This is a genomic window from Bacillus xiamenensis (genome assembly GCF_000300535.1).
Classification (GTDB): domain Bacteria; phylum Bacillota; class Bacilli; order Bacillales; family Bacillaceae; genus Bacillus; species Bacillus xiamenensis.
Window position 1 is genome coordinate 22,943 of the sequence record NZ_AMSH01000007.1, and the last position, 19,374, is coordinate 42,316.

Annotated in this window: 23 protein-coding genes; 18 read left to right on the forward strand and 5 right to left on the reverse strand. The window is 41.5% G+C overall.

Features of this window, described 5'->3' with window-relative positions; translation table 11 throughout:
• The first annotated feature begins 1,534 nt into the window (after positions 1-1,534).
• Positions 1,535-1,807, forward strand: a complete 273-nt coding sequence (locus BA1_RS04460; protein WP_034738385.1) for a DUF3986 family protein — start codon at positions 1,535-1,537, stop codon at positions 1,805-1,807.
• A 134-nt stretch (positions 1,808-1,941) separates the two neighbouring features.
• Here BA1_RS04460 and sigK read toward each other — a convergent pair whose 3' ends face one another.
• The gene (gene sigK, locus BA1_RS04465) at positions 1,942-2,670 is read right to left on the reverse strand and encodes an RNA polymerase sporulation sigma factor SigK (protein ID WP_034738387.1); all 729 of its coding nucleotides are present in this window, start codon (positions 2,668-2,670) and stop codon (positions 1,942-1,944) included.
• A 231-nt stretch (positions 2,671-2,901) separates the two neighbouring features.
• Between sigK and BA1_RS04470 the strand changes: the two genes are divergently transcribed.
• The 4 genes from BA1_RS04470 to BA1_RS19255 all read left to right on the forward strand — a co-directional run bounded on the left by BA1_RS04470 (position 2,902) and on the right by BA1_RS19255 (position 5,971).
• Entirely contained in the window at positions 2,902-4,023 is a 1,122-nt protein-coding gene (locus tag BA1_RS04470; RefSeq protein ID WP_008356185.1) for a response regulator aspartate phosphatase, read from the forward strand.
• 166 nt (positions 4,024-4,189) lie between these two features.
• Positions 4,190-4,930: a polysaccharide deacetylase family protein gene (locus BA1_RS04475; RefSeq protein ID WP_008356187.1), complete on the forward strand. Its 741-nt coding sequence runs from the start codon at positions 4,190-4,192 to the stop codon at positions 4,928-4,930.
• Positions 4,931-5,014: 84 nt separating this feature from the next.
• Positions 5,015-5,743, forward strand: coding sequence for an SGNH/GDSL hydrolase family protein (locus BA1_RS04480; RefSeq protein WP_034738389.1), 729 nt, complete (start codon positions 5,015-5,017; stop codon positions 5,741-5,743).
• A 78-nt stretch (positions 5,744-5,821) separates the two neighbouring features.
• A complete protein-coding gene (locus BA1_RS19255) occupies positions 5,822-5,971 on the forward strand; it encodes a hypothetical protein (protein WP_003217499.1) in 150 nt (49 codons plus the stop codon).
• A gap of 135 nt (positions 5,972-6,106) precedes the next feature.
• Here the strand turns inward: BA1_RS19255 and BA1_RS04485 are convergent, their stop codons facing one another.
• Positions 6,107-6,247, reverse strand: coding sequence for a sporulation histidine kinase inhibitor Sda (locus tag BA1_RS04485; protein ID WP_003217327.1), 141 nt, complete (start codon positions 6,245-6,247; stop codon positions 6,107-6,109).
• Positions 6,248-6,609: 362 nt separating this feature from the next.
• Here BA1_RS04485 and BA1_RS04490 point away from each other — a divergent pair, with 362 nt between their 5' ends.
• The 8 genes from BA1_RS04490 to BA1_RS04525 are packed head-to-tail and all read left to right on the forward strand — an operon-like array spanning position 6,610 to position 11,627.
• Positions 6,610-7,131, forward strand: coding sequence for a YqeG family HAD IIIA-type phosphatase (locus BA1_RS04490; protein ID WP_008356191.1), 522 nt, complete (start codon positions 6,610-6,612; stop codon positions 7,129-7,131).
• 2 nt (positions 7,132-7,133) lie between these two features.
• Positions 7,134-8,234 carry a ribosome biogenesis GTPase YqeH gene (gene yqeH, locus BA1_RS04495; protein ID WP_008356193.1) on the forward strand — a complete coding sequence of 367 codons (1,101 nt, stop codon included), beginning with the start codon at positions 7,134-7,136 and terminating at the stop codon, positions 8,232-8,234.
• A gap of 21 nt (positions 8,235-8,255) precedes the next feature.
• Complete coding sequence (gene aroE, locus BA1_RS04500) at positions 8,256-9,098, forward strand: shikimate dehydrogenase (RefSeq protein ID WP_008356196.1); 843 nt, start codon at positions 8,256-8,258, stop codon at positions 9,096-9,098.
• Positions 9,092-9,382, forward strand: coding sequence for a ribosome assembly RNA-binding protein YhbY (yhbY, locus tag BA1_RS04505; protein ID WP_008342507.1), 291 nt, complete (start codon positions 9,092-9,094; stop codon positions 9,380-9,382). Before aroE ends, yhbY begins: the two co-directional genes overlap by 7 nt.
• Before the next feature lie 13 nt (positions 9,383-9,395).
• Positions 9,396-9,965, forward strand: a complete 570-nt coding sequence (locus BA1_RS04510) for a nicotinate-nucleotide adenylyltransferase (RefSeq protein ID WP_008356199.1) — start codon at positions 9,396-9,398, stop codon at positions 9,963-9,965.
• Positions 9,955-10,518 (forward strand): bis(5'-nucleosyl)-tetraphosphatase (symmetrical) YqeK, encoded by a 564-nt coding sequence (gene yqeK, locus BA1_RS04515; protein WP_008356201.1) that lies wholly within the window; start codon positions 9,955-9,957, stop codon positions 10,516-10,518. The genes BA1_RS04510 and yqeK overlap by 11 nt, the downstream gene beginning before the upstream one ends.
• Before the next feature lie 12 nt (positions 10,519-10,530).
• Positions 10,531-10,887 (forward strand): ribosome silencing factor, encoded by a 357-nt coding sequence (gene rsfS / locus BA1_RS04520; protein ID WP_008342502.1) that lies wholly within the window; start codon positions 10,531-10,533, stop codon positions 10,885-10,887.
• Entirely contained in the window at positions 10,884-11,627 is a 744-nt protein-coding gene (locus BA1_RS04525) for a class I SAM-dependent DNA methyltransferase (RefSeq protein ID WP_008356204.1), read from the forward strand. The genes rsfS and BA1_RS04525 overlap by 4 nt, the downstream gene beginning before the upstream one ends.
• A 48-nt stretch (positions 11,628-11,675) precedes the next feature.
• Here BA1_RS04525 and comER read toward each other — a convergent pair whose 3' ends face one another.
• Positions 11,676-12,524: a late competence protein ComER gene (gene comER / locus BA1_RS04530; protein WP_008356206.1), complete on the reverse strand. Its 849-nt coding sequence runs from the start codon at positions 12,522-12,524 to the stop codon at positions 11,676-11,678.
• Between the two features lie 90 nt (positions 12,525-12,614).
• Between comER and BA1_RS04535 the strand changes: the two genes are divergently transcribed.
• The 3 genes from BA1_RS04535 to BA1_RS04545 all read left to right on the forward strand — a co-directional run bounded on the left by BA1_RS04535 (position 12,615) and on the right by BA1_RS04545 (position 16,211).
• A complete protein-coding gene (locus BA1_RS04535) occupies positions 12,615-13,256 on the forward strand; it encodes a helix-hairpin-helix domain-containing protein (RefSeq protein ID WP_008356208.1) in 642 nt (213 codons plus the stop codon).
• A gap of 65 nt (positions 13,257-13,321) precedes the next feature.
• Positions 13,322-13,891 (forward strand): ComE operon protein 2, encoded by a 570-nt coding sequence (locus tag BA1_RS04540; RefSeq protein WP_008356210.1) that lies wholly within the window; start codon positions 13,322-13,324, stop codon positions 13,889-13,891.
• Positions 13,884-16,211, forward strand: coding sequence for a DNA internalization-related competence protein ComEC/Rec2 (locus tag BA1_RS04545; RefSeq protein WP_008356213.1), 2,328 nt, complete (start codon positions 13,884-13,886; stop codon positions 16,209-16,211). Before BA1_RS04540 ends, BA1_RS04545 begins: the two co-directional genes overlap by 8 nt.
• 39 nt (positions 16,212-16,250) lie before the next feature.
• Here the strand turns inward: BA1_RS04545 and BA1_RS18515 are convergent, their stop codons facing one another.
• Positions 16,251-16,385 carry a YqzM family protein gene (locus tag BA1_RS18515; RefSeq protein ID WP_008342491.1) on the reverse strand — a complete coding sequence of 45 codons (135 nt, stop codon included), beginning with the start codon at positions 16,383-16,385 and terminating at the stop codon, positions 16,251-16,253.
• A gap of 238 nt (positions 16,386-16,623) precedes the next feature.
• On the opposite strand from BA1_RS18515, the gene holA reads away from it, so the two are divergent.
• The gene (gene holA / locus BA1_RS04555; RefSeq protein ID WP_008356215.1) at positions 16,624-17,643 is read left to right on the forward strand and encodes a DNA polymerase III subunit delta; all 1,020 of its coding nucleotides are present in this window, start codon (positions 16,624-16,626) and stop codon (positions 17,641-17,643) included.
• 136 nt (positions 17,644-17,779) lie between these two features.
• Here the strand turns inward: holA and rpsT are convergent, their stop codons facing one another.
• Positions 17,780-18,046 (reverse strand): 30S ribosomal protein S20, encoded by a 267-nt coding sequence (gene rpsT / locus BA1_RS04560; protein ID WP_008356217.1) that lies wholly within the window; start codon positions 18,044-18,046, stop codon positions 17,780-17,782.
• Between the two features lie 198 nt (positions 18,047-18,244).
• Between rpsT and gpr the strand changes: the two genes are divergently transcribed.
• Positions 18,245-19,360 carry a GPR endopeptidase gene (gene gpr / locus BA1_RS04565; protein ID WP_008356219.1) on the forward strand — a complete coding sequence of 372 codons (1,116 nt, stop codon included), beginning with the start codon at positions 18,245-18,247 and terminating at the stop codon, positions 19,358-19,360.
• Positions 19,361-19,374: the final 14 nt, after the last annotated feature.

The following is a 19,374-nucleotide window of genomic DNA, read 5'->3' on the forward strand; positions in this document are numbered from 1 at the left end:
CACTCTACATGAGGGCGTGGATTGAAATTGTGATGAGTATAGCCAGCAAAGAAACAGTCTTCGGTCGCACTCTACATGAGTGCGTGGATTGAAATTGTGATGAGTATAGCCAGCAAAGAAACAGTCTTCGGTCGCACTCTACATGAGTGCGTGGATTGAAATGTAAGTGCTCCTTACTTGGAGGCTGACCAAAATACGGTAGACATCTACATGAGTGCGTGGATTTAAATTGTGATGAGTATAGCCAGCAAAGAAACAGTCTTCGGTCGCACTCTACATGAGTGCGTGGATTGAAATGTAAGTCCTCCTTACTTGGAGGCTGACCAAAATACGGTCGCACTCTACATGAGTGCGTGGATTGAAATGTAAGTCCTCCTTGCTTGGAGGCTGACCAAAATACGGTCGCACTCTACATGATTGCGTGGATTGAAATTGTCATGACCACGCCTTTATATTCAAGTCTAGTCTCTTCGCACTCTACATGAGTGCGTGGATTGAAATTGTCATGACCACGCCTTTATATTCAAGGCTAGTCGCGTCGCACTCTACATGAGTGCGTGGATTGAAATCTTTTTAGTAATAGTACCTTTGACATAATCATGATGTCGCACTATAAATGAGTGCGTGGATTGAAATTGTCATGACCACGCCTTTATATTCAAGGCTAGTCGCGTCGCACTCTACATGAGTGCGTGGATTGAAATCTTTTTAGTAATAGTACCTTTGACATAATACTGATGTCGCACTCTACATGAGTGCGTGGATTGAAATCTTTTTAGTAATAGTACCTATGACATAATACTGATGTCGCACTCTACATGAGTGCGTGGATTGAAATTTTCAGCATCCACCTTTGGTGTTATGTTTGATGCGTCGCACTCTACATGAGTGTAGGATCGAAAGTCTAACTTACTATTTATGTTGAATTTTTAATTTGATGCTAAATTATCAACCTATGTAAAAAAATAGTAAGTTTGCAATGGGAAAGAAAAGAGGTAATTGAATACTTATTGAATATTTGCTGGAATAAATGTATGTAAAGGAAAGGAGTGTTTCAGTGGTATTGATGAGGTTGATCAGCCTATATATGTTGACAGCGGTTGGTTTGGGATGGGTGATAAACTATTTTCCAGGTTTGATGCTGCCCATCTATATTCTTGCGATAATTGGGCTTTTGTTCTGTCTCGGTCATATTGCGCTCCATTATATTCAGAGAATCAGCATGTTGCTTGATAAAAAATAGTTGAAATGGAAGTCATAAAGATTGTATCTCTCGAATCTAATACCCCCACTATATGAAGGAGGTTTGTTTATTTTTTGATGATCTAGGTGCTGGATGATTTTCTTATTTGATTCTTTAATTTGTCTCAAAAGGGAGACGATATTGCCCGTAAACCCTATGAGCCTGACGACCAAACGATGCCTGATGTTGTTGAATAGGTGGGGTTGAGGAATATTGATTTTCAAACAGGGTCTATAAAGCTAGAGGGGGGTTTTACGGGTGAAGCAGATGGAACGTGTAAAGGAGGAAAAAATGCATATTTTAGATGATACCATGCACGTTCATGTTGGGTATTATGAACGAGGTTTTGATGTTGAAGGGGTGTTCTTTAAGAATTTAGAAACGGGAAAATGGCTATTGTTTTTTGATCATAAAAGTTATGGGATTACATTTTTAAAGCCATATGAAACATACGTGGATTTAGGGCTATTGATAGGGGAGTATTCCATTGAAGAGGACAGAATTGAGAATGAAGGTAATAAGCTGTTTGAGCGTTTTTTAAAAGAAAATGGGATAGTCAAGTAAATAGGCTGTGCGGGCATCGACTTTAACAAAGATCGGTTTTCTTTCTATTACAGAAGAAAGAATGGACAAAATAAAAACAGACCCATATTAGATCTGTTTTTAAATACAGAAAAAAGTTATTTTGAAGTCTGTCTTCATTTCCCCTTCTCCCGCTTCCGTTTCTCCTTCTCCGCCCTGTAAAACTCATGAAACATCTTCATCAGCGCCCGTTTCTCAATTCGGGACACATAGCTTCGCGATATTCCGAGCTCTTTTGCTATTTCGCGCTGCGTTTTCTCTTTCTTTAAATCAAGACCGAACCGGCCGACGATGACTTCTTTCTCTCGGCCATCGAGAATGTCGATATACTCCTTGACTTTTTCAAGCTCCATGTTGAGCTGAATGGTATCAATCACATCTTCATTTTCTGATTTTAAAACATCAATTAATGAAATTTCATTGCCTTCTTTATCCTGACCAATAGGATCATGCAGAGAGACGTCTTTTTTTGTTTTTTTGAGTGCACGTAAATGCATGAGGATTTCGTTCTCAATACACCGCGCAGCATATGTTGCCAGCTTTGTTCCTTTTCCAGAGGAATAGCTTTCAATGGCTTTAATCAGTCCGATCGTCCCGATGGAGATGAGGTCTTCAGCGTCTTCCCCGGTATTTTCAAATTTCTTGACAATATGGGCGACGAGCCGAAGGTTATGTTCAATCAGCATGTTTCTTGCATGTTCATCGCCCTGCGCCATAAGGGCTAAGTATTTTTTTTCATCATCTCCCGAAAGGGGCTGTGGAAAGGCATTGTTTTTGACATAGGACACTAAAAACACCAATTCTTTGACCATCAATCCCATCGCTGTAAATACTCCTGCCACGATTTTCACCTCCACCATGTTTAGGCCACTGCCTATATCCTCAAATGTATGTGAAGGGAGGATTGTCTGTGTCTGTACGAGGAAAAAATCATCTTTTTCGAAAATAATGTGTTTGGGTCCGAATGTTTTTGCTGCCATTCTCATATGTTTGCGGTTTCTTTGCGGTGCTTGGCGGTTAAGAAGCGTGCTAAAATATGTAATATTAGACCGAAAAGGAAGGGGTTTTTTCGGAACATGGGGAAGGTTCTTTCTTCACATGTAGGCATGAAAATTAATGAATGGTATCGAATGATACGGCAGTTCAGTGTTCCAGATGCGGAAATCTTGAAAGCGGAAGTAGAAGCGGAAATTGAACGTATGGAAGAGGACCAGCATTTACTGATTTATTATCAGCTCATGTGTTTTCGGCACCAAATTATGCTCGACTATATACACCCTTCAAAATATAAACCTTTCTCAGTATCTAACCTTGTCGATAAAATCGAAAATTCCAATCATGAGTTATCTGATATGCTGCATTATTACCACGCATTTTTTCGTGGCATGCATGAGTTTAGTCAAAAAGAATATTTAGAGGCCGTCAAATATTATCGAATGGCAGAAAAGCAGCTGTCCATGGTATTTGATGATATTGAGCAGGCTGAGTTTCATTTTAAAGTAGCAGAAGCCTACTATATTATGAAACAAACGCATGTCTCCATGCACCATATTTTAAAAGCACTTGAAATCTACGATCAGCATGCTGCATATTCCATTCGCATTATTCAGTGCCTCTTTGTCATTTCAGGTAATTACCAAGATTTAAAACGTAAAGATCGGGCGCTGCCTCATTTGAAAAAGGCAAAACAGCTCGCATCTCAAATTGACCATCCGCGCATTTATAGCTCGGCGCTCTATAATTTAGGGAAATGTTATGGAGAGCTAGGCTATAGAGAGGAAGCAGAACGATATTTAACCCAATCGGCTGACCTCGCCCGCAAAGAGATGCTTCCTACACTTCCTCATACACTCTATACATTGGCCAAATTGCTTTTTAGACAAAATGAGCAGCCAGAGGCAATGCGCATATTAGAGGATGGGAAATTGGCCGCAAAGAAGCATGAAGACCAGCTGTTCTGTCATATGTTTGAGTATCTGGATGCTTTATATGTTCAGGGAATCAATGAAGAACAACTGCAAAAAACCATTGATTATTTGGAAAAACTTAGCCTATACTCTTATATAGAGGATATCTCACTAGAAATTGCGACAGCCTTAGAAGCCTCTCAACAGTACCAGAAGTCCAACCAGTATTATCGAAAATTACTATGGGCTCAAAATCAAATCCAAGAAGGAGAGTGTCTGTATGAATTCTAAGCAACGTTCGACAGTTGAAGAGAGAAACCAAACGTGAAACAAAAAGCGGGCCTGATGGGCCGGCTTTTTTTATGCGGAAAAGAAGCAGACATGATCATGAATCTTGAATGAATTCATCAGAAAGCGGGCAATTTAATGTGTAATCATGTTCTGTGGAGGCGGTCTGATGAAAGGGTTGCATATCTTAATGTGTGTATGCGTATTATGTGCTTTTGTTCCTAATAAAATAGAGGCGCGGACATTAAAAAGAATCGACCTAGAAAAAACAGGGCGAGCCTTTTGGGACATGAGAGAGGAACGGAAAAAGATTGCGTTAACCTTTGATGATGGCCCTCATCCGGAATACACAAATCAAATACTAGATGTGCTGAGAGAGCATGAAGTGAATGCCAGCTTTTTTGTTATAGGGAGCCGTATGCATGCATACCCACAAATAGCAGAGCGGATTGTAGGCGAAGGAAATGAGCTCGGCAATCATACGATGAACCATTCGTATTTTGACCTTTTGTCATCGAAGGAAATCAAGCAGGAACTAAAAGAATCAGCAGCTCATATCGCATCCCTCCAGCCAGGCGGCCCTTTATTATTTCGTCCTCCTGGCGGACGCTTGAGCATGAAATCATTCCGCATTCTTTCAAAGCAAGGATATGATGTGGTCATGTGGTCCTTTACGCAAGACCCAAAGGACTGGTCAAGGCCTGGTGCACACAAAATAGCCAGCCGTATTATCGAAAATATTCAGGGCGGCGATATCATCCTTTTACATGATGGCGGAGGAAATCGTAAGCAGACGGTAGAAGCGCTGAAACAGGTGGTCCCTGAATTAAAGAATAGAGGCTATGAGTTTGTGAAAGTCAGCGAACTGCTCCATCATGATAGAGCTTATGTGCCGGTTCAGTTACAATAGAAAGCATTCGTCAAAAACAGTCATTCATTGAAACCAAAAGTCTTGTCGTTTACTATATGAAGAGGGCTTTTGGAGGTGAATGTTGTGAAGAAATTTGTTTTCCTTTTCATCCTCTTATGTGTCGCTGCTGGGTGCTCAAAACCAGCGCAGGAAAGCGTCATTGCATTCGGTGACAGTAACACAAGAGGATCAAACTGGGATTTTCGAGATTATCCAACATCTGAAAAATGGGTGAATCTCATGAAAAACGTCGAGCGCGGCCAAATTCAAGTGAAGAATGCAGGCATTGGCGGGCAGACAACAGAAGATGCGAAGCTTCGCTTTGAGCAAGATATTTTAAAACAAAAACCAACTTACGTCCTCATCATGTTCGGCACAAATGATGCGGCGATTCTAGACGGGAAACACCCTCGCGTGACCAAAAAACGATTTAAAGAAAACTTAACCTACTTCATTTCTGAAAGTAGAAAAGAAGGGATTACCCCGATTCTCATGACCTGTGTGCCTGTTGTAGAAGGTGGGAAAAAGGGCTTGTATTATTACTCTCGGTATAAGTCATCTTATTTTGCTGAGAGAGGCGGGGCAAGAGCTTGGCAAAACTCATATAATGACATCACAAGAGAAGTAGCAAAAAAACAGCAAGTGCCGCTTGTCGACAATTGGAAAGCTTTCATCCGAGAAGCTGGTGAAGACAGTGACAATGCCCTGATTCAGTCAGGTCTCATTGACCCTTCTGGCAATCATATGACACCAAAAGGGGCGAGAATCATTTATAACGAAATCAAAGAGCGTGATGTCATTAAACATTTTTAAATGCAGGCCATCTGCCTAAACAAGACCATCCATCTAGCATAGTCTAACAGTATATCTTCCTAGAAGGAGGTAACTGATATGTGGGGATGTCCTTATCCTTACCCTGCGTGTTCGCCTTATCCAGCTCAAGGAGCAGGAATCGGTTACGCTTTTCTTGTTGTATTCCTTGTTGTCATTTTGGTCGTAGGCGGAGGGTTATGGTTTTGGAATGAACAGCCTTGCAAATAAGACACCTCTTCTTTGATTAGAAGGGGTGTTTTTTACGGAAAATAGTAGTAAGCATATAGCGCAAGTGATATAATATCAGTCACCTGAGTTTAAAAAGGAGAGTGCTCGGGAGGCATGGTTCCTGGTGATATGGAATTAAGAGGAAACAGAGAGCATATGCCCGAGCGAACGTCTTTTCATTTCTGTCTCAATTAATTCAATGAAGTCACGATTTAAGTTCATTTCATTTGCTTTATAATACGATTCTATAAGTAAATCATCTGACAGCTTTTTCATACTAGAAACCCATATGATGGGAAAAACACCTCCCCTGAAAAAGTTGGCATAAAACTTGAGGAAAAGACATATCATCATAGGTTGATCGAATGTCTTTGAAGTACCTTTAATCTACCATGAATGGGAAACAAGAACAATCGTTCTGTTATCCACATGGGTAAGTGGATAACTTGTGGGTAGAGTGTTTATAATTGAATGAAAGCGTGATGAAATATAGGTGGATAATGTGTGTAAAATTATCCACACCTGTTGAAGGTCCTCATCATATGTCGAAAACTTTTTCATTGTATTCGATAGACAGACAAATTATGATTTGATTCGACACGATCGCTGAAAAACCAAAGGAAGAAAGGGTGCAAACTGTGCTAAAGAAGTATTTCTTACCAGATGAATTTGTGAAAAGTATTTTCCACATTTCACCGCAAAAACTAAAAGAACGAAATGTGAAAGGCATTATTACCGATTTAGATAACACACTAGTCGAATGGGACCGCCCAAGTGCGACCCCGCGTTTAATTGAATGGTTTCAAGAGATGAAAGATCACGGGATACAAGTGACGATTGTATCGAACAATAACGAAAAAAGGGTCAAGCTTTTTTCTGAGCCGGTGCACATTCCGTTTATTTATAAAGCGAGAAAGCCTATGGGACGAGCTTTTAATAAGGCAGTTGCTGATATGCAATTGAAAAAAGAAGATGTGGTTGTCATTGGGGATCAGCTTATGACAGATGTGCTTGGCGGGAACAGACATGGCTTCCATACGATTTTGGTTGTTCCTGTTGCGGCGTCGGACGGATTTTTCACGAAGTTTAACAGGCAGATTGAACGCAGAATTTTAGGAGCCTTAAAGCGTAAGGGCCACATTCAGTGGGAGGAAGAGTAATAATGGAAAAGGTTGTTTGTATTGGCTGCGGTGTAGCCATTCAGACGGAAAATAAAGATCAATTAGGATATGCGCCGGCAGCATCTCTATTGAAAGAAGATGTGATCTGCCAGCGCTGTTTTAGGTTAAAGAACTACAATGAAATTCAGGATGTGTCATTAACCGAAGACGACTTTTTAAATATTTTACACAGCATTGGCGAGACCGATTCTTTAATTGTGAAGGTCGTTGATATTTTTGACTTTAACGGAAGCTGGATCAATGGGCTGAGCCGTATTGTCGGTGGTAATCCGATTTTGCTTGTCGGCAACAAAGTAGATATATTACCGAAATCCGTGAAAAAGGACCGTCTTGTTCAATGGATGAAGCGGGAAGCAAAAGAAAACGGATTAAACCCAATTGATGTATTCTTAATCAGTGCAAGCAGAGGACAAGGTGTGCCTGAGGTGATGGAAGCAATCGACCATTACCGCGACGGGAGAAATGTCTATGTTGTCGGCTGTACGAACGTCGGAAAATCAACATTTATTAATCGAATCATTAAAGAGGTGTCTGGGGAAGAGAATGTGATCACCACATCCCAATACCCGGGGACAACACTTGATGCCATTGAGATTCCGCTTGATGACGGGTCAGCGTTATTTGATACGCCGGGCATCATCAATCGTCATCAAATGGCGCATTATGTGGACAAAAACGATTTGAAAATTTTAACGCCGAAAAAAGAATTAAAGCCGAGAACGTTCCAGTTAAATGAAGCTCAAACGCTTTACTTTGGCGGGCTCGCTCGATTTGATTATGTAAAAGGCGGCAGAACCTCATTTGTCTGCTACATGCCAAACGAGCTCAACATTCACCGGACAAAGCTGGAGAACGCAGATGACTTATATGAAAAGCATGCAGGAGAGCTGCTTTCACCGCCGTCAAAAGAGGGAATGGAAGATTTTCCGCCGCTCGTTCCGCACACCTTTACCATTGATCAGCCGAAAACGGACATTGTCTTTTCAGGACTAGGCTGGGTGACAGCGAATGATGCAGGAAAGCAAATCAAAGTCTATGCGCCAAAAGGCGTTCATGTGTTTATGAGACGTTCGTTAATTTAAAAGTTCAAAGGGGGAGAGACCTTGAAACCTTTATACGGATTAATCGGTTACCCTGTTGGCCATTCAATGTCTCCAGATATTCATAACGCAGCATTAAAGGATGCTGGAATTGATGGGCATTATCATGGCTTTCAAGTAGAAGAACACGATCTTGCAGATGCCGTCAGCGGCATGAAAGCCTTAGGAATCAGCGGTTTTAATGTCACTGTCCCGCACAAGGTGGAGATCATGCAGTACCTTGACAAAATTGATGTAACAGCTGAACGCCTGCGTGCAGTCAATACTGTGCGTCTCGAAAAAGGTCAGCTTGTTGGATACAATACAGATGGAGAAGGCTTTCTTCATTCATTGCTTGAAGCTTTAGATCAGCCGTTATCAGAGCTGTCATTTCTTATGATCGGTGCTGGCGGAGCGGCAAGAGCGATTTATATGACAATGGCTGAATATGCTCCGAAAAGCTTTGACATCACCAACCGCACCATTGAAAAAGCTGAGTCATTAATTGAAAGTGCTGAAGGGAAAATCACATCAAGTGCTATCCCATTAAATCAAGCAGAAGAACGGCTCGGGAATTATGATGTCATCATCCACACAACCTCAATCGGGATGTACCCGAATGTTGAAGAAACCCCAATTTCTTTAACAAAAGCAAAGAAAACAGCGGTCGTTTGTGATATTGTGTATAATCCAATAGAAACAAAGCTGCTTAGTGAAGCAGCCGGGTTAGGTTTGAAAACAGTAGATGGGGTTGGTATGTTTGTCGGTCAAGCGGCAAGAGCCTTTGAACTGTGGACGGGCATCACGCCTGACGCCAGAAAAATGAAGTCAATTGTCATAGAGAAACTAGGAGGAACACCATGTTAAAAGGTAAGCAAAAACGTTTTTTACGTGCACAAGCACATCATTTATCCCCTATTTTTCAAGTGGGAAAAGGCGGGGTAAATGACAATATGGTCAAGCAAATTTCCGAGGCGCTTGAAGCAAGAGAACTTTTGAAAGTGAGCGTATTGCAAAACTGCGACGAGGACAAAACAGAGGTCGCAAAAGCACTTGTAAAAGGCGCAAAGGCTGAACTCGTTCAAACGATCGGAAATGTGATTGTCCTGTACAAAGAATCTAAGGAAAATAAACAAATTAAGCTGCCGTAAAGGTGGATATGATATGAAAAAAATAGGGTTGTTCGGCGGTACGTTTGATCCCCCGCATAACGGGCATCTGCTGATGGCAAGTGAGGTGCGTTTCCAAGTAGGTCTTGATGAAATTTGGTTTATCCCAAATCACAAGCCTCCGCATAAAACGGGCAAAAAACGAGCAGATAGTCATCATCGCGTGAAAATGGTGGAAAAAGCGATTCAGTCAAATCCACATTTTCGAATCGAGCTTATTGAAATGGAGCGAGAGGGCCCTTCTTATACAGTAGATACCGTGGAGCTGTTAAAGAAGCATCATCCTGAAGAGGAGTTCTTTTTTATGATTGGAGCGGACATGGTCGATAATTTGCCGAAATGGCACCGAATTGATGAGTTGCTTCAGATGATCACCTTCATTGGGATGAAAAGACCAGGTTATGTAGGAAGTACGACGTATCCTCTTTTGTTTGCAGATGTTCCAGCATTTGATGTATCATCGACATTGATTAGGCAGCGAATGAAGCAGGGGAAACCTGTCGATTATTTGATCCCGAAAGCTGTTGAGCGTTATATAAAGGAGCATCATTTATATGAATCGTGAAGAAGCATTAAACTGTGTCAAAGAACAGTTAACTGAGCATAGGTATACACATACACTTGGGGTCATGGATACAGCCATTTCATTAGCGGAACGATTTGGTGCAGATGTGAAAAAAGCAGAGATGGCCGCTATTTTTCATGATTATGCCAAATTCAGACCAAAGGAAGAAATGAAGGGCATCATCCAGCAGGAGCAGATGAACCCTTTATTGCTTGATTATTCCCCCGAGCTTTGGCATGCCCCCGTCGGTGCATATTTGGTCAAAAAAGAAGCTGGAATTGACGACCAGGACATCTTAACTGCGATTGAATTTCATACGTCCGGCAGACCAAACATGACATTGCTTGAAAAAGTCATTTATGTTGCTGACTATATAGAGCCAGGACGTCATTTTCCTGGTGTAGAAGAAGTAAGAGAGTTAGCAGAGCATGATTTGGATCTTGCCCTGATTCAAGCATTAAAAAACACAATCAGCTTTTTAATGAAAAAGAATCAGCCAATCTTTCCAGATACACTTGCTACTTATAACTCGCTTGTGCATAAGAACAACTAAGGAGGAATTTTGATGGATGCATCATCAATTTTAAACATCGCAGCAGGAGCATGCGATGATAAGCGGGCAGAGGACATTATTGCCCTGAATATGCAAGGAATCTCACTTGTTGCAGATTATTTTCTCATTTGTCACGGGAATTCTGACAAACAAGTCCAGGCCATTGCAAGAGAAGTAAAACATCTTGCAGAAGAAGGCGGCATCGAAGTCAAAAAGATGGAAGGCTTTGATGAGGCAAGATGGGTATTGATTGATTTAGGAGATGTCATTGCTCATGTGTTCCACAAGGAAGAAAGAGGATACTATAACCTAGAAAAGTTATGGGGAGATGCGCCGAGAGAAACGCTTTCACTTGGCATTAATTCATGATTTATCAAGGGTTTGCAGGTGTGTATGATGAGCTCATGACACATGCACCTTATGATGAATGGGTTCAGTGGATACAGCAGTATATCAAGCCGAATAGTACCATCATTGATGTAGGCTGTGGAACTGGAGAGATATCTCTGCGGTTAGCTGAAAAAGGCCACATGGTTACAGGAATTGACTTAAGCGAAGAGATGCTGGCATTTGCGCAGCAAAAAGCACAGGCTCACAAGCAGTCGATTCAATTTTTACATCAGGATATGAGAGAGCTTACGGGCTTTGAACAAGCCTTTCAAGCAGCGGTTATTTGCTGTGATTCATTGAACTACTTAAAAAACGAAAATGACGTCAAAAAAACCTTTAAAAACATGTTTCAGCTTTTAGAGGCAGGTGGGGTTTTACTCTTTGACGTTCATACCCCTTATAAAATGGAAGAGGTATTCCCTGGCTCTACCTTCGCAGATCAAGATGAAGAGATCAGCTACATTTGGCAGAGTGATAAAGGGGATGCCATGTATTCGGTCATTCATGATTTAAGTTTTTTTGTAAAGGACGGAGACGTGTATCAGCGTTATGATGAGACGCATGAACAGCGTACATTTCCATTTGAGACTTATGCAGCGTTTCTTGAGTCAGCTGGCTTTGAAAAGATTGAAGTGACTGCTGATTTTACAAATGAAGCACCTCAGGAATTCGCCGAAAGATATTTTATTTCGGCTAAGAAACCAAAAACCATCGTTTAGTGGAACGATGGTTTTTTAAAACCCTTTTTTCGTTTGTTGCAAAGGTCACTAATTTCTGCGATCATCAGTAAACACACTTGGCGGGTATTGATGCGCAACCGCTTCAAGATCTTCATCGAACTTTTCATGGGTGTTTTGAAAAAGCCGGTGAAACATATCTTGAACACCTGCTTCAAGTGCTTTAATGCCCTCACCTGTGACGCCGCCTTTCACACACACTTTGTCCTGCAGGGCCGGAAGGGTATACACTCTTTTTTCAATCAAACGGCCAAGTCCTACAAGCATGTCTTCTGATAAGGTGGTGGCTTCCTCTTTTGAAATATCCGTTTCTTCAACAGCGGCTTCAATCATTTTCTGAACAAGAAAGCTAATAAAGGCAGGACCGCAGCTGACAATATCTGAGGCTGCCCGTGTGATTGAATGATGAATTTCGATTGGTGTTGAAATGCGGCAAGCGAGTTGTCTGAGCGCTGCTTTTGTCGTGACATTGCATGATGAACCAAATGTTAAAAGTGATGCGCCTGATAACGCGCGGTTGGTGATGCTTGGGATCAGTCTGGCTGTTTGACAAGGAACAATGTCTTGAAGCTGTTCAGGATGAACCGGACTTGTAATGATGACAATGGTTTGCTGTTCTTTTAAAAGTGGGCTCAGTTCTTTTAAAAGCGGATAAATATCAAGTGGTTTGACACAAACAAAGATGAAATCTTTATCTGTTACAGCTCCTGAAAGCTGTTTCGTCACTTCGACCTCTGGGTGATTCTTTTTTATATTGAACGCTTTTTCGATGGTCCGATTTGTAATGGTGATGGATGAGGGATTGACTGCCTTCGATTCAATAAATGCCTCAGTAAGTATGGTACCCATGTTTCCTGTACCGATTAACCCGATATTCAAACGTTCTCCCTCCTTAGACGCATAGGATCTGTTATCTTCTAAACAGTATGTGAAGCAGTAGGAAAATATGATTGAAAGAAGCGTGAGCAAGTGAAAGGACTCATTCTATTGAAAAAATACAGACTCTATGTCGCAGCGGCAATTATTATCGCTGCCATCATCAGCTTTTTATTTTTAGCAGGAAAAAAAGAAAACAGCGCTGAGCCGAGTGTGTTGAAGGAAACAAAAGACATGTCAATCACATTAGAAGACAAGCAGGAGAGTGCAGAAAATGAGTCATCATCCATTGTAGTGGAGGTGAAAGGAGCTGTAAGAAAACCGGGTGTATATTCGTTTCGACCTGAGGATCGGGTTGAAGATGCGATTAAAAGAGCAGAAGGCTTTACTCGTAAGGCGGATACGTTTGACATCAATCAAGCCGCAAAATTACAGGACAGTATGATGATTTATGTACGAAAGCAGGGAGAAGAAGGCAGGCAAATGCAGCCGGCAGCAGCAGACACTTCATCAGGAAATTCATCAAAAAATGAAATGAGTCAAGTTGTGAATGTGAATCAAGCTGATGCAGCGGAGTTGCAGACCATTAATGGGATAGGTCCAGCCAAAGCAGAAGCCATCATTGCGTATAGAGAAGAACATGGAGAATTTCAACAAATTGAAGATTTGCGGAACATTTCGGGTTTTGGCGAGAAGACCATCGAACGGCTGAAAAATCAACTGACGGTCAAGTAGAATTGACGGTATAGAAGAAAGGCATGTACACTTAATACCATACATCATTCTGGAGGGATCAGCTCGTGGAGAGAATTTCATGGAATCAATATTTTATGGCGCAAAGCCATTTGCTTGCTTTGCGAAGCACCTGTGAGCGGTTAGCTGTCGGGGCCACCATCGTAAGAGATAAGCGCATCATTGCAGGAGGATACAATGGCTCCATTGCCGGTGATGTGCACTGTGCAGATGTAGGATGCTATGTGATAGATCATCACTGCGTTCGCACAATTCATGCGGAGATGAACGCCATTTTGCAATGTGCCAAATTTGGTGCACCAACGGCAGATGCTGAAATCTATGTGACGCACTTTCCTTGTTTGCAGTGCTGTAAAGCGATTATTCAAGCAGGTATTCGAACAGTGTATTATGCGAAGGATTATAAAAATCATCCTTATGCTGTCGATTTATTCGAGCAGGCCGGAGTTCAAACGGAACAGGTTGAACTAGATGAAATGATCATTGACTTAAAAAACCAAGAAAAATTAGCCTTTGTTGCGGATTTAATTGGCAAACTAAGTGAATCAGGACTTAGTGAAACAGAAATTCGACAAATGCATGAAAAGGCGAATCAATTATTTACTTCCTATGTTTAAGTATTTGCCGTTCGGGGCGATTTCAGCAGCTGCTGGAATTGCTCTGGCCGCATGTCATCTTCATGTGTATTTTTTTCTTTTTCTTCTTGTTTTTCTCCTAATCAGCTTGCTCAAAAAAACACCCCAGCTTTTTCTAATCGTTAGCTTGTGTGGAACGATTTATACACTCATGTTTATGGTTCATCAGTCTCTTGAAGCGAATCATACCGCACAAGAAAAATCATTTTCTGGTTCAGTAGTGATTGAAAGCATTCCGAAAATAGATGGCAATCGTTTTTCAGCAACTGTTTCAACAGAAGATGAGCGATTAGCCGCTTTTTATACAATTCAAACGGAGTATGAAAAAGATGCGCTAAATAGCGTGGTGCCGGGAATGAGCTGTCATATGTCAGGTGATGTTCGATTACCTAAACACGCCACCATACCTAACGGGTTTCAATATGATCAATTTCTAAAAACAAAAGGCATTGATGCTGTTTTCTTGCCAAAGTCTATTAAAAGCTGCACAAAACATGACAGCCCTTCACATGTGCTCTCGGTCTTAAGACAGAAAGGGCTAAGATTTCTTGAAAACCTTGTTCCTAACAGCTCTGTAGGAATTGTACAGGCGCTCATTTTTGGAGACCGTGAATTGATTGATCCTGACACATTAAGAGATTATCAAATGCTTGGCATCATTCACTTATTAGCCATCTCAGGACTTCATGTTCAAACGCTGCTCGCCTGCCTGTTTTGGTGTTTGCTCCGCGTTGGCGTGACAAGAGAGACAGCGCGTATTCTGTTATTATGCTTTCTTCCGGTTTATGCTTGTTTGACAGGTGCTGCGCCGTCCGTTTTGAGAGCTTGTCTCATGGCAGGGATCTATTTGGTCATCACAAGCCTGCCAAAAGAAATGAAACAGCCTTCTGCGGTGGTCTTAAGCGTGCCATTTTTGCTTTTATTGGCTATTCAGCCACTTTATTTATTTGATGTCGGTTTTCAGCTTTCATTTGTGGTGACATTTTTCATTTTATTATCCACAAGAATTTTATCAAAAGCGAAAAGTTCGGTGATGCAGTTATTCCTCATTTCCTTTATTGCACAGCTTGCCTCACTTCCTGTTCTTTTATATTACTTTCAGCAATTTTCCTTGCTGAGTGTTCCTTTGAATATGATTTTTGTGCCTTTTTATACAATCGTTGTCATGCCTCTGTCTTTACTCTTTTTCCTTTTGTCTTTGATTTATCTTCCGCTTGGTCAAACTTTGTTTCAGCTGCTTGATTCGGTGATCCGGTTTAGTCATCAGCTGTCAGCGCATATGGCTTCTTATGATGGTCTCACCCTGATCTTTATGAAATCTACTTGGTGGCACGTTCTCCTAGAGGTTTCCTCTATTATTTTTCTATTATTTGTGCTTGAATGTAAAACTTCCATCAAATCTTATGCTGTGCCGCTTCTTTTTCTCATTGGTGCACTCGGTGTACACTATTTCACTCCAAACTTTCTTCAAAAAGGAGAGGTCACGATGCTGGATGTAGGGCAAGGGGATAGTTTGTTTATTCAGCTCCCTTATCGAGCGGGGCATATATTAATAGACACAGGAGGCAGACTTTCTTTTAAAGAAGAGCCGTGGAAAAAAAGACGAAAAGTATCTACGATCGGTGATCAAACGCTTATCCCGTTCTTGCATGCAAAAGGAATAGCAAAACTTGATCTTCTCATTCTCACACATGCCGATCAAGACCATATGGGAGAAGCGATGCGGTTAATGAAGCGAAATAAAGTAAAGCGGCTTGCAGTTCCAAAAGGCTTTGCCCGAAGTCCGGAAGATGCAAAGCTGTTAGCGGAAGCGGCTGATCAAGGGATACCTGTTGATGAATTAGAGAGAGGAGATCAGCTGAGGATTGGAGGACAAGTAATGGAGGTTCTTCATCCGGCAAATGATCGGGTGACGAGTAAAAATAATGATTCACTTGTTCTCGCCCTTACTCTTGGCGGAAAGCGTTTTATATTCACGGGTGATCTTGAACAAGAAGGGGAACGAGAAATCATAAAAGCGTATCCCCAGCTGCGAGCAGATGTCTTGAAGGTTGCCCATCACGGGAGTAAAGGCTCAACAAGTGAAGAATGGCTTCAGCAATTGAAGCCGTCATTTGCACTGATTTCAGCAGGTGAACGAAATCGGTATCAGCATCCTCATCAAGAAGTCTTGAAAAAACTCAACGATCATCAAACAAAGGTGTATCGTACAGATATCGCTGGAAGTGTGACCTATGAATTTCTTGAAGAGGATGGAACATTTTACGCTCATCCTCCATATGATATCTTACAAAATCAATAAAAAAACTGCCAAAACGGCAGTCATCTTGCATTCATGTAGTTAAGATCCAACAAGGTGTATAACTGTTGCCAAAATAAACATTGAGGCGAAAAATCCGAATGTGACGATAAAACCAACAGCTGAGTCGGTCACATCATTCCGCTTGCTTTGAACATTCTTTTCAAATTCATTCATTTTCATCCCTCCTGGCTAATTTTAGTATACTTGAACTCATTTGGAATTGCTAGAAGGCAAAGTAACCGTTTTCCATTTTCATGATCATTTTGTGAATATCGTCTGACTGTGAGCTGACCCGGGAGCTTACGTGAGACGTTTACTATAAATGAGGAGGCGGCACTTTCAGCTTCCTCTTTACTAATGTCTCCACACACTTTAGGATAGAGGAGGAAGTGAAAGAGAGGGATTCGAGCGAATGGTCTTTGAGATATGGAACAATTTTAAAAAAGGGGATATCCATCCCGTTTATTGCTTATATGGAAAAGAAACATACTTATTGCAAGAGACAGCTGCTAAATTGAGACAAGCTGTGGTCGACGAAGAAACGAAGGATTTTAACTACTCGGTTTTTGATATGGAAGAGGTGCCGCTTGAGCAGGCTGTGACGGACGCCGAAACATTTCCGTTTATGGGAGAACGACGTCTTGTGGTGATCAAGAATCCTTATTTTCTGACAGCAGAAAAGAAAAAGGAAAAAATAGAGCATCAGCTTTCTGTATTAGAAGCTTATTTAGAAAAGCCAGCTCCTTACACCATTCTTGTCTTATTAGCACCTTATGAAAAACTGGATGAACGTAAGAAAATCACGAAATTACTGAAAAAGAAAGCAGCTGTGGTCGAGGCGAAAGAGTTAAATCCTAAAGAAACGACTGATTTTACCATCACATTGGTGAAAACAGAAGGAAAAACAATCACAGCCGAAGCGGCAGAACAGCTTGTGATGTTATGTGGTGGAAGTCTGTCCTCCCTTTTCCAAGAGGTCCGGAAGCTCAGTACATATATTGGAGAGCGGGAGGAAATTGAGCTGGCTGATGTCAATCAGCTCGTTGCACGAAGTCTGGAGCAGAATATTTTCGAACTGATCAACCAAATCGTGAACAGGCGCCGTTCTGAAGCTATGCAAATGTTTTATGACCTCCTAAAGCAAAATGAGGAACCCATCAAAATATTGGCACTCATTTCAAATCAATTTCGATTAATTCTGCAAACGAAGTACTTTGCTCAGCAGGGATATGGGCAAAAACAAATTGCGTCAAACCTGAAAGTCCATCCATTCCGGGTCAAACTCGCTATGGATCAAGCGAGTTTGTTTTCAGAAGAAGAGCTCAAGCGCATCGTCAAAGAGCTTTCCACGATTGATTATGAAATGAAAACGGGCAAAAAGGACAAGCAGCTGTTATTAGAATTGTTCCTGCTTCGCTTATTAGGGGCATGAGAATATAAAAAAACGACCTTCTGAAAAGAGGGTCGTTTTTGTTTAGATGTATAATTGCCAGTCTGTCCTTATGGCTAAGCCGGTCAGGACGGACGTACAGTTAAACAGGTGCCTCATGACTGAGGCGTTGCAATTATTATGCAGAAAGTCCGTTTACTTGTTTAGCAAGTCTTGATTTATAACGCGCAGCTGCGTTTTTGTGTACAAGACCAGTTTTAACGGCTTTGTCAATGCGTTTTGCAGCAGAAGAAAGAGCAGCTTTTGCTTGCTCAGCATCGTTCTTAGCGACAGAAGCTTCAACTTGTTTAATCGCAGTACGCATCGCAGACTTGATCGTTGCGTTGTGTGCACGGCGTTCGTTATTCGTTTTTGTACGTTTGATCGCTGATTTAATATTTGGCATGTGTTTCACCTCCTAAGATACAACCTAAACACAATTGTCTTAAGGTTAAATCTTCACAATAGAACAAATTGTATTCTATCAAACACACCTTTAGAATGCAATATAAATGTAAAGTATTTTTCATTGATGAAGCGCTCGAATGTTTCTTGAAAGAGATGGAAAGACTACAGTTAATGACTTGGTGGAAGGAGCTTTTTCATGAAGAAACAGAAACTCGATTTAAGCGCATATCAAATCCGGACCGATTTGGCCGTTGAAACAAAAGAGATACTAGAACAAGAGAACGATCCGAATGTCGTCAAAAAGGACGGTATTCAAGGAATTGTCGAGAAGGAAAAGGAAGAGCATGGCATCCGCATACGTACTGTGGAAATCACGAAAGAAGGAGAGGAACTGACAGGGAAAAAGGCGGGTACATACTTAACGCTTGAAGCGCAGGGAATTCGCGAGAAGGATTCTGAGATGCAAGAAAAAGTGGTCGAAGTCTTTGCCCATCATTTTGCTCAGTTTTTAAAAGACCGCGGCATTCAGGCAGATGCGAGCTGTCTTGTTGTGGGACTCGGAAACTGGAATGTCACGCCTGATGCTTTAGGGCCGCTCACAGTTGAAAACTTGCTGGTGACGCGGCATTTATTTGAATTACAGCCTGAAAATGTGCAGGAAGGCTATCGACCTGTGTCTTCTTTATCACCTGGCGTCATGGGACTGACGGGTATAGAAACAAGTGACATTATACAAGGTGTGATTGAACGATCCAAACCGGATTTTGTGATCGCCATAGATGCACTGGCTGCCCGTGCGGTGGAACGGGTGAATACGACGATTCAAATCTCTGATACAGGTATACATCCAGGATCGGGTGTAGGGAATAAGCGCAAGGAATTAAGCAAAGACACATTGGGCATTCCAGTCATTGCGATTGGTGTTCCGACCGTGGTTGATGCAGTAACGATCGCAAGTGACACGATTGATTATGTCTTAAAGCATTTTGGTAGAGAACTGAAAGATGATAGACCTTCCCGATCTTTAGTACCAGCTGGTTTGACATTTGGGAAGAAAAAAGTGCTGAATGAAGAAGACTTACCAGACGAAGAAACGCGTCAATCCTTTTTAGGCATAGTAGGAACGCTGCCTGAAGAAGAAAAAAGACAGTTGATCCATGAAGTGCTTGCACCGCTTGGACAAAATCTAATGGTCACACCGAAGGAAGTCGATACATTCATTGATGACATGGCGAACGTACTCGCCAATGGATTAAATACAGCGCTTCATCAAAAAATCTCTCAAGATAACATGGGTTCTTATAATCATTAAACGGTTCTACTTTC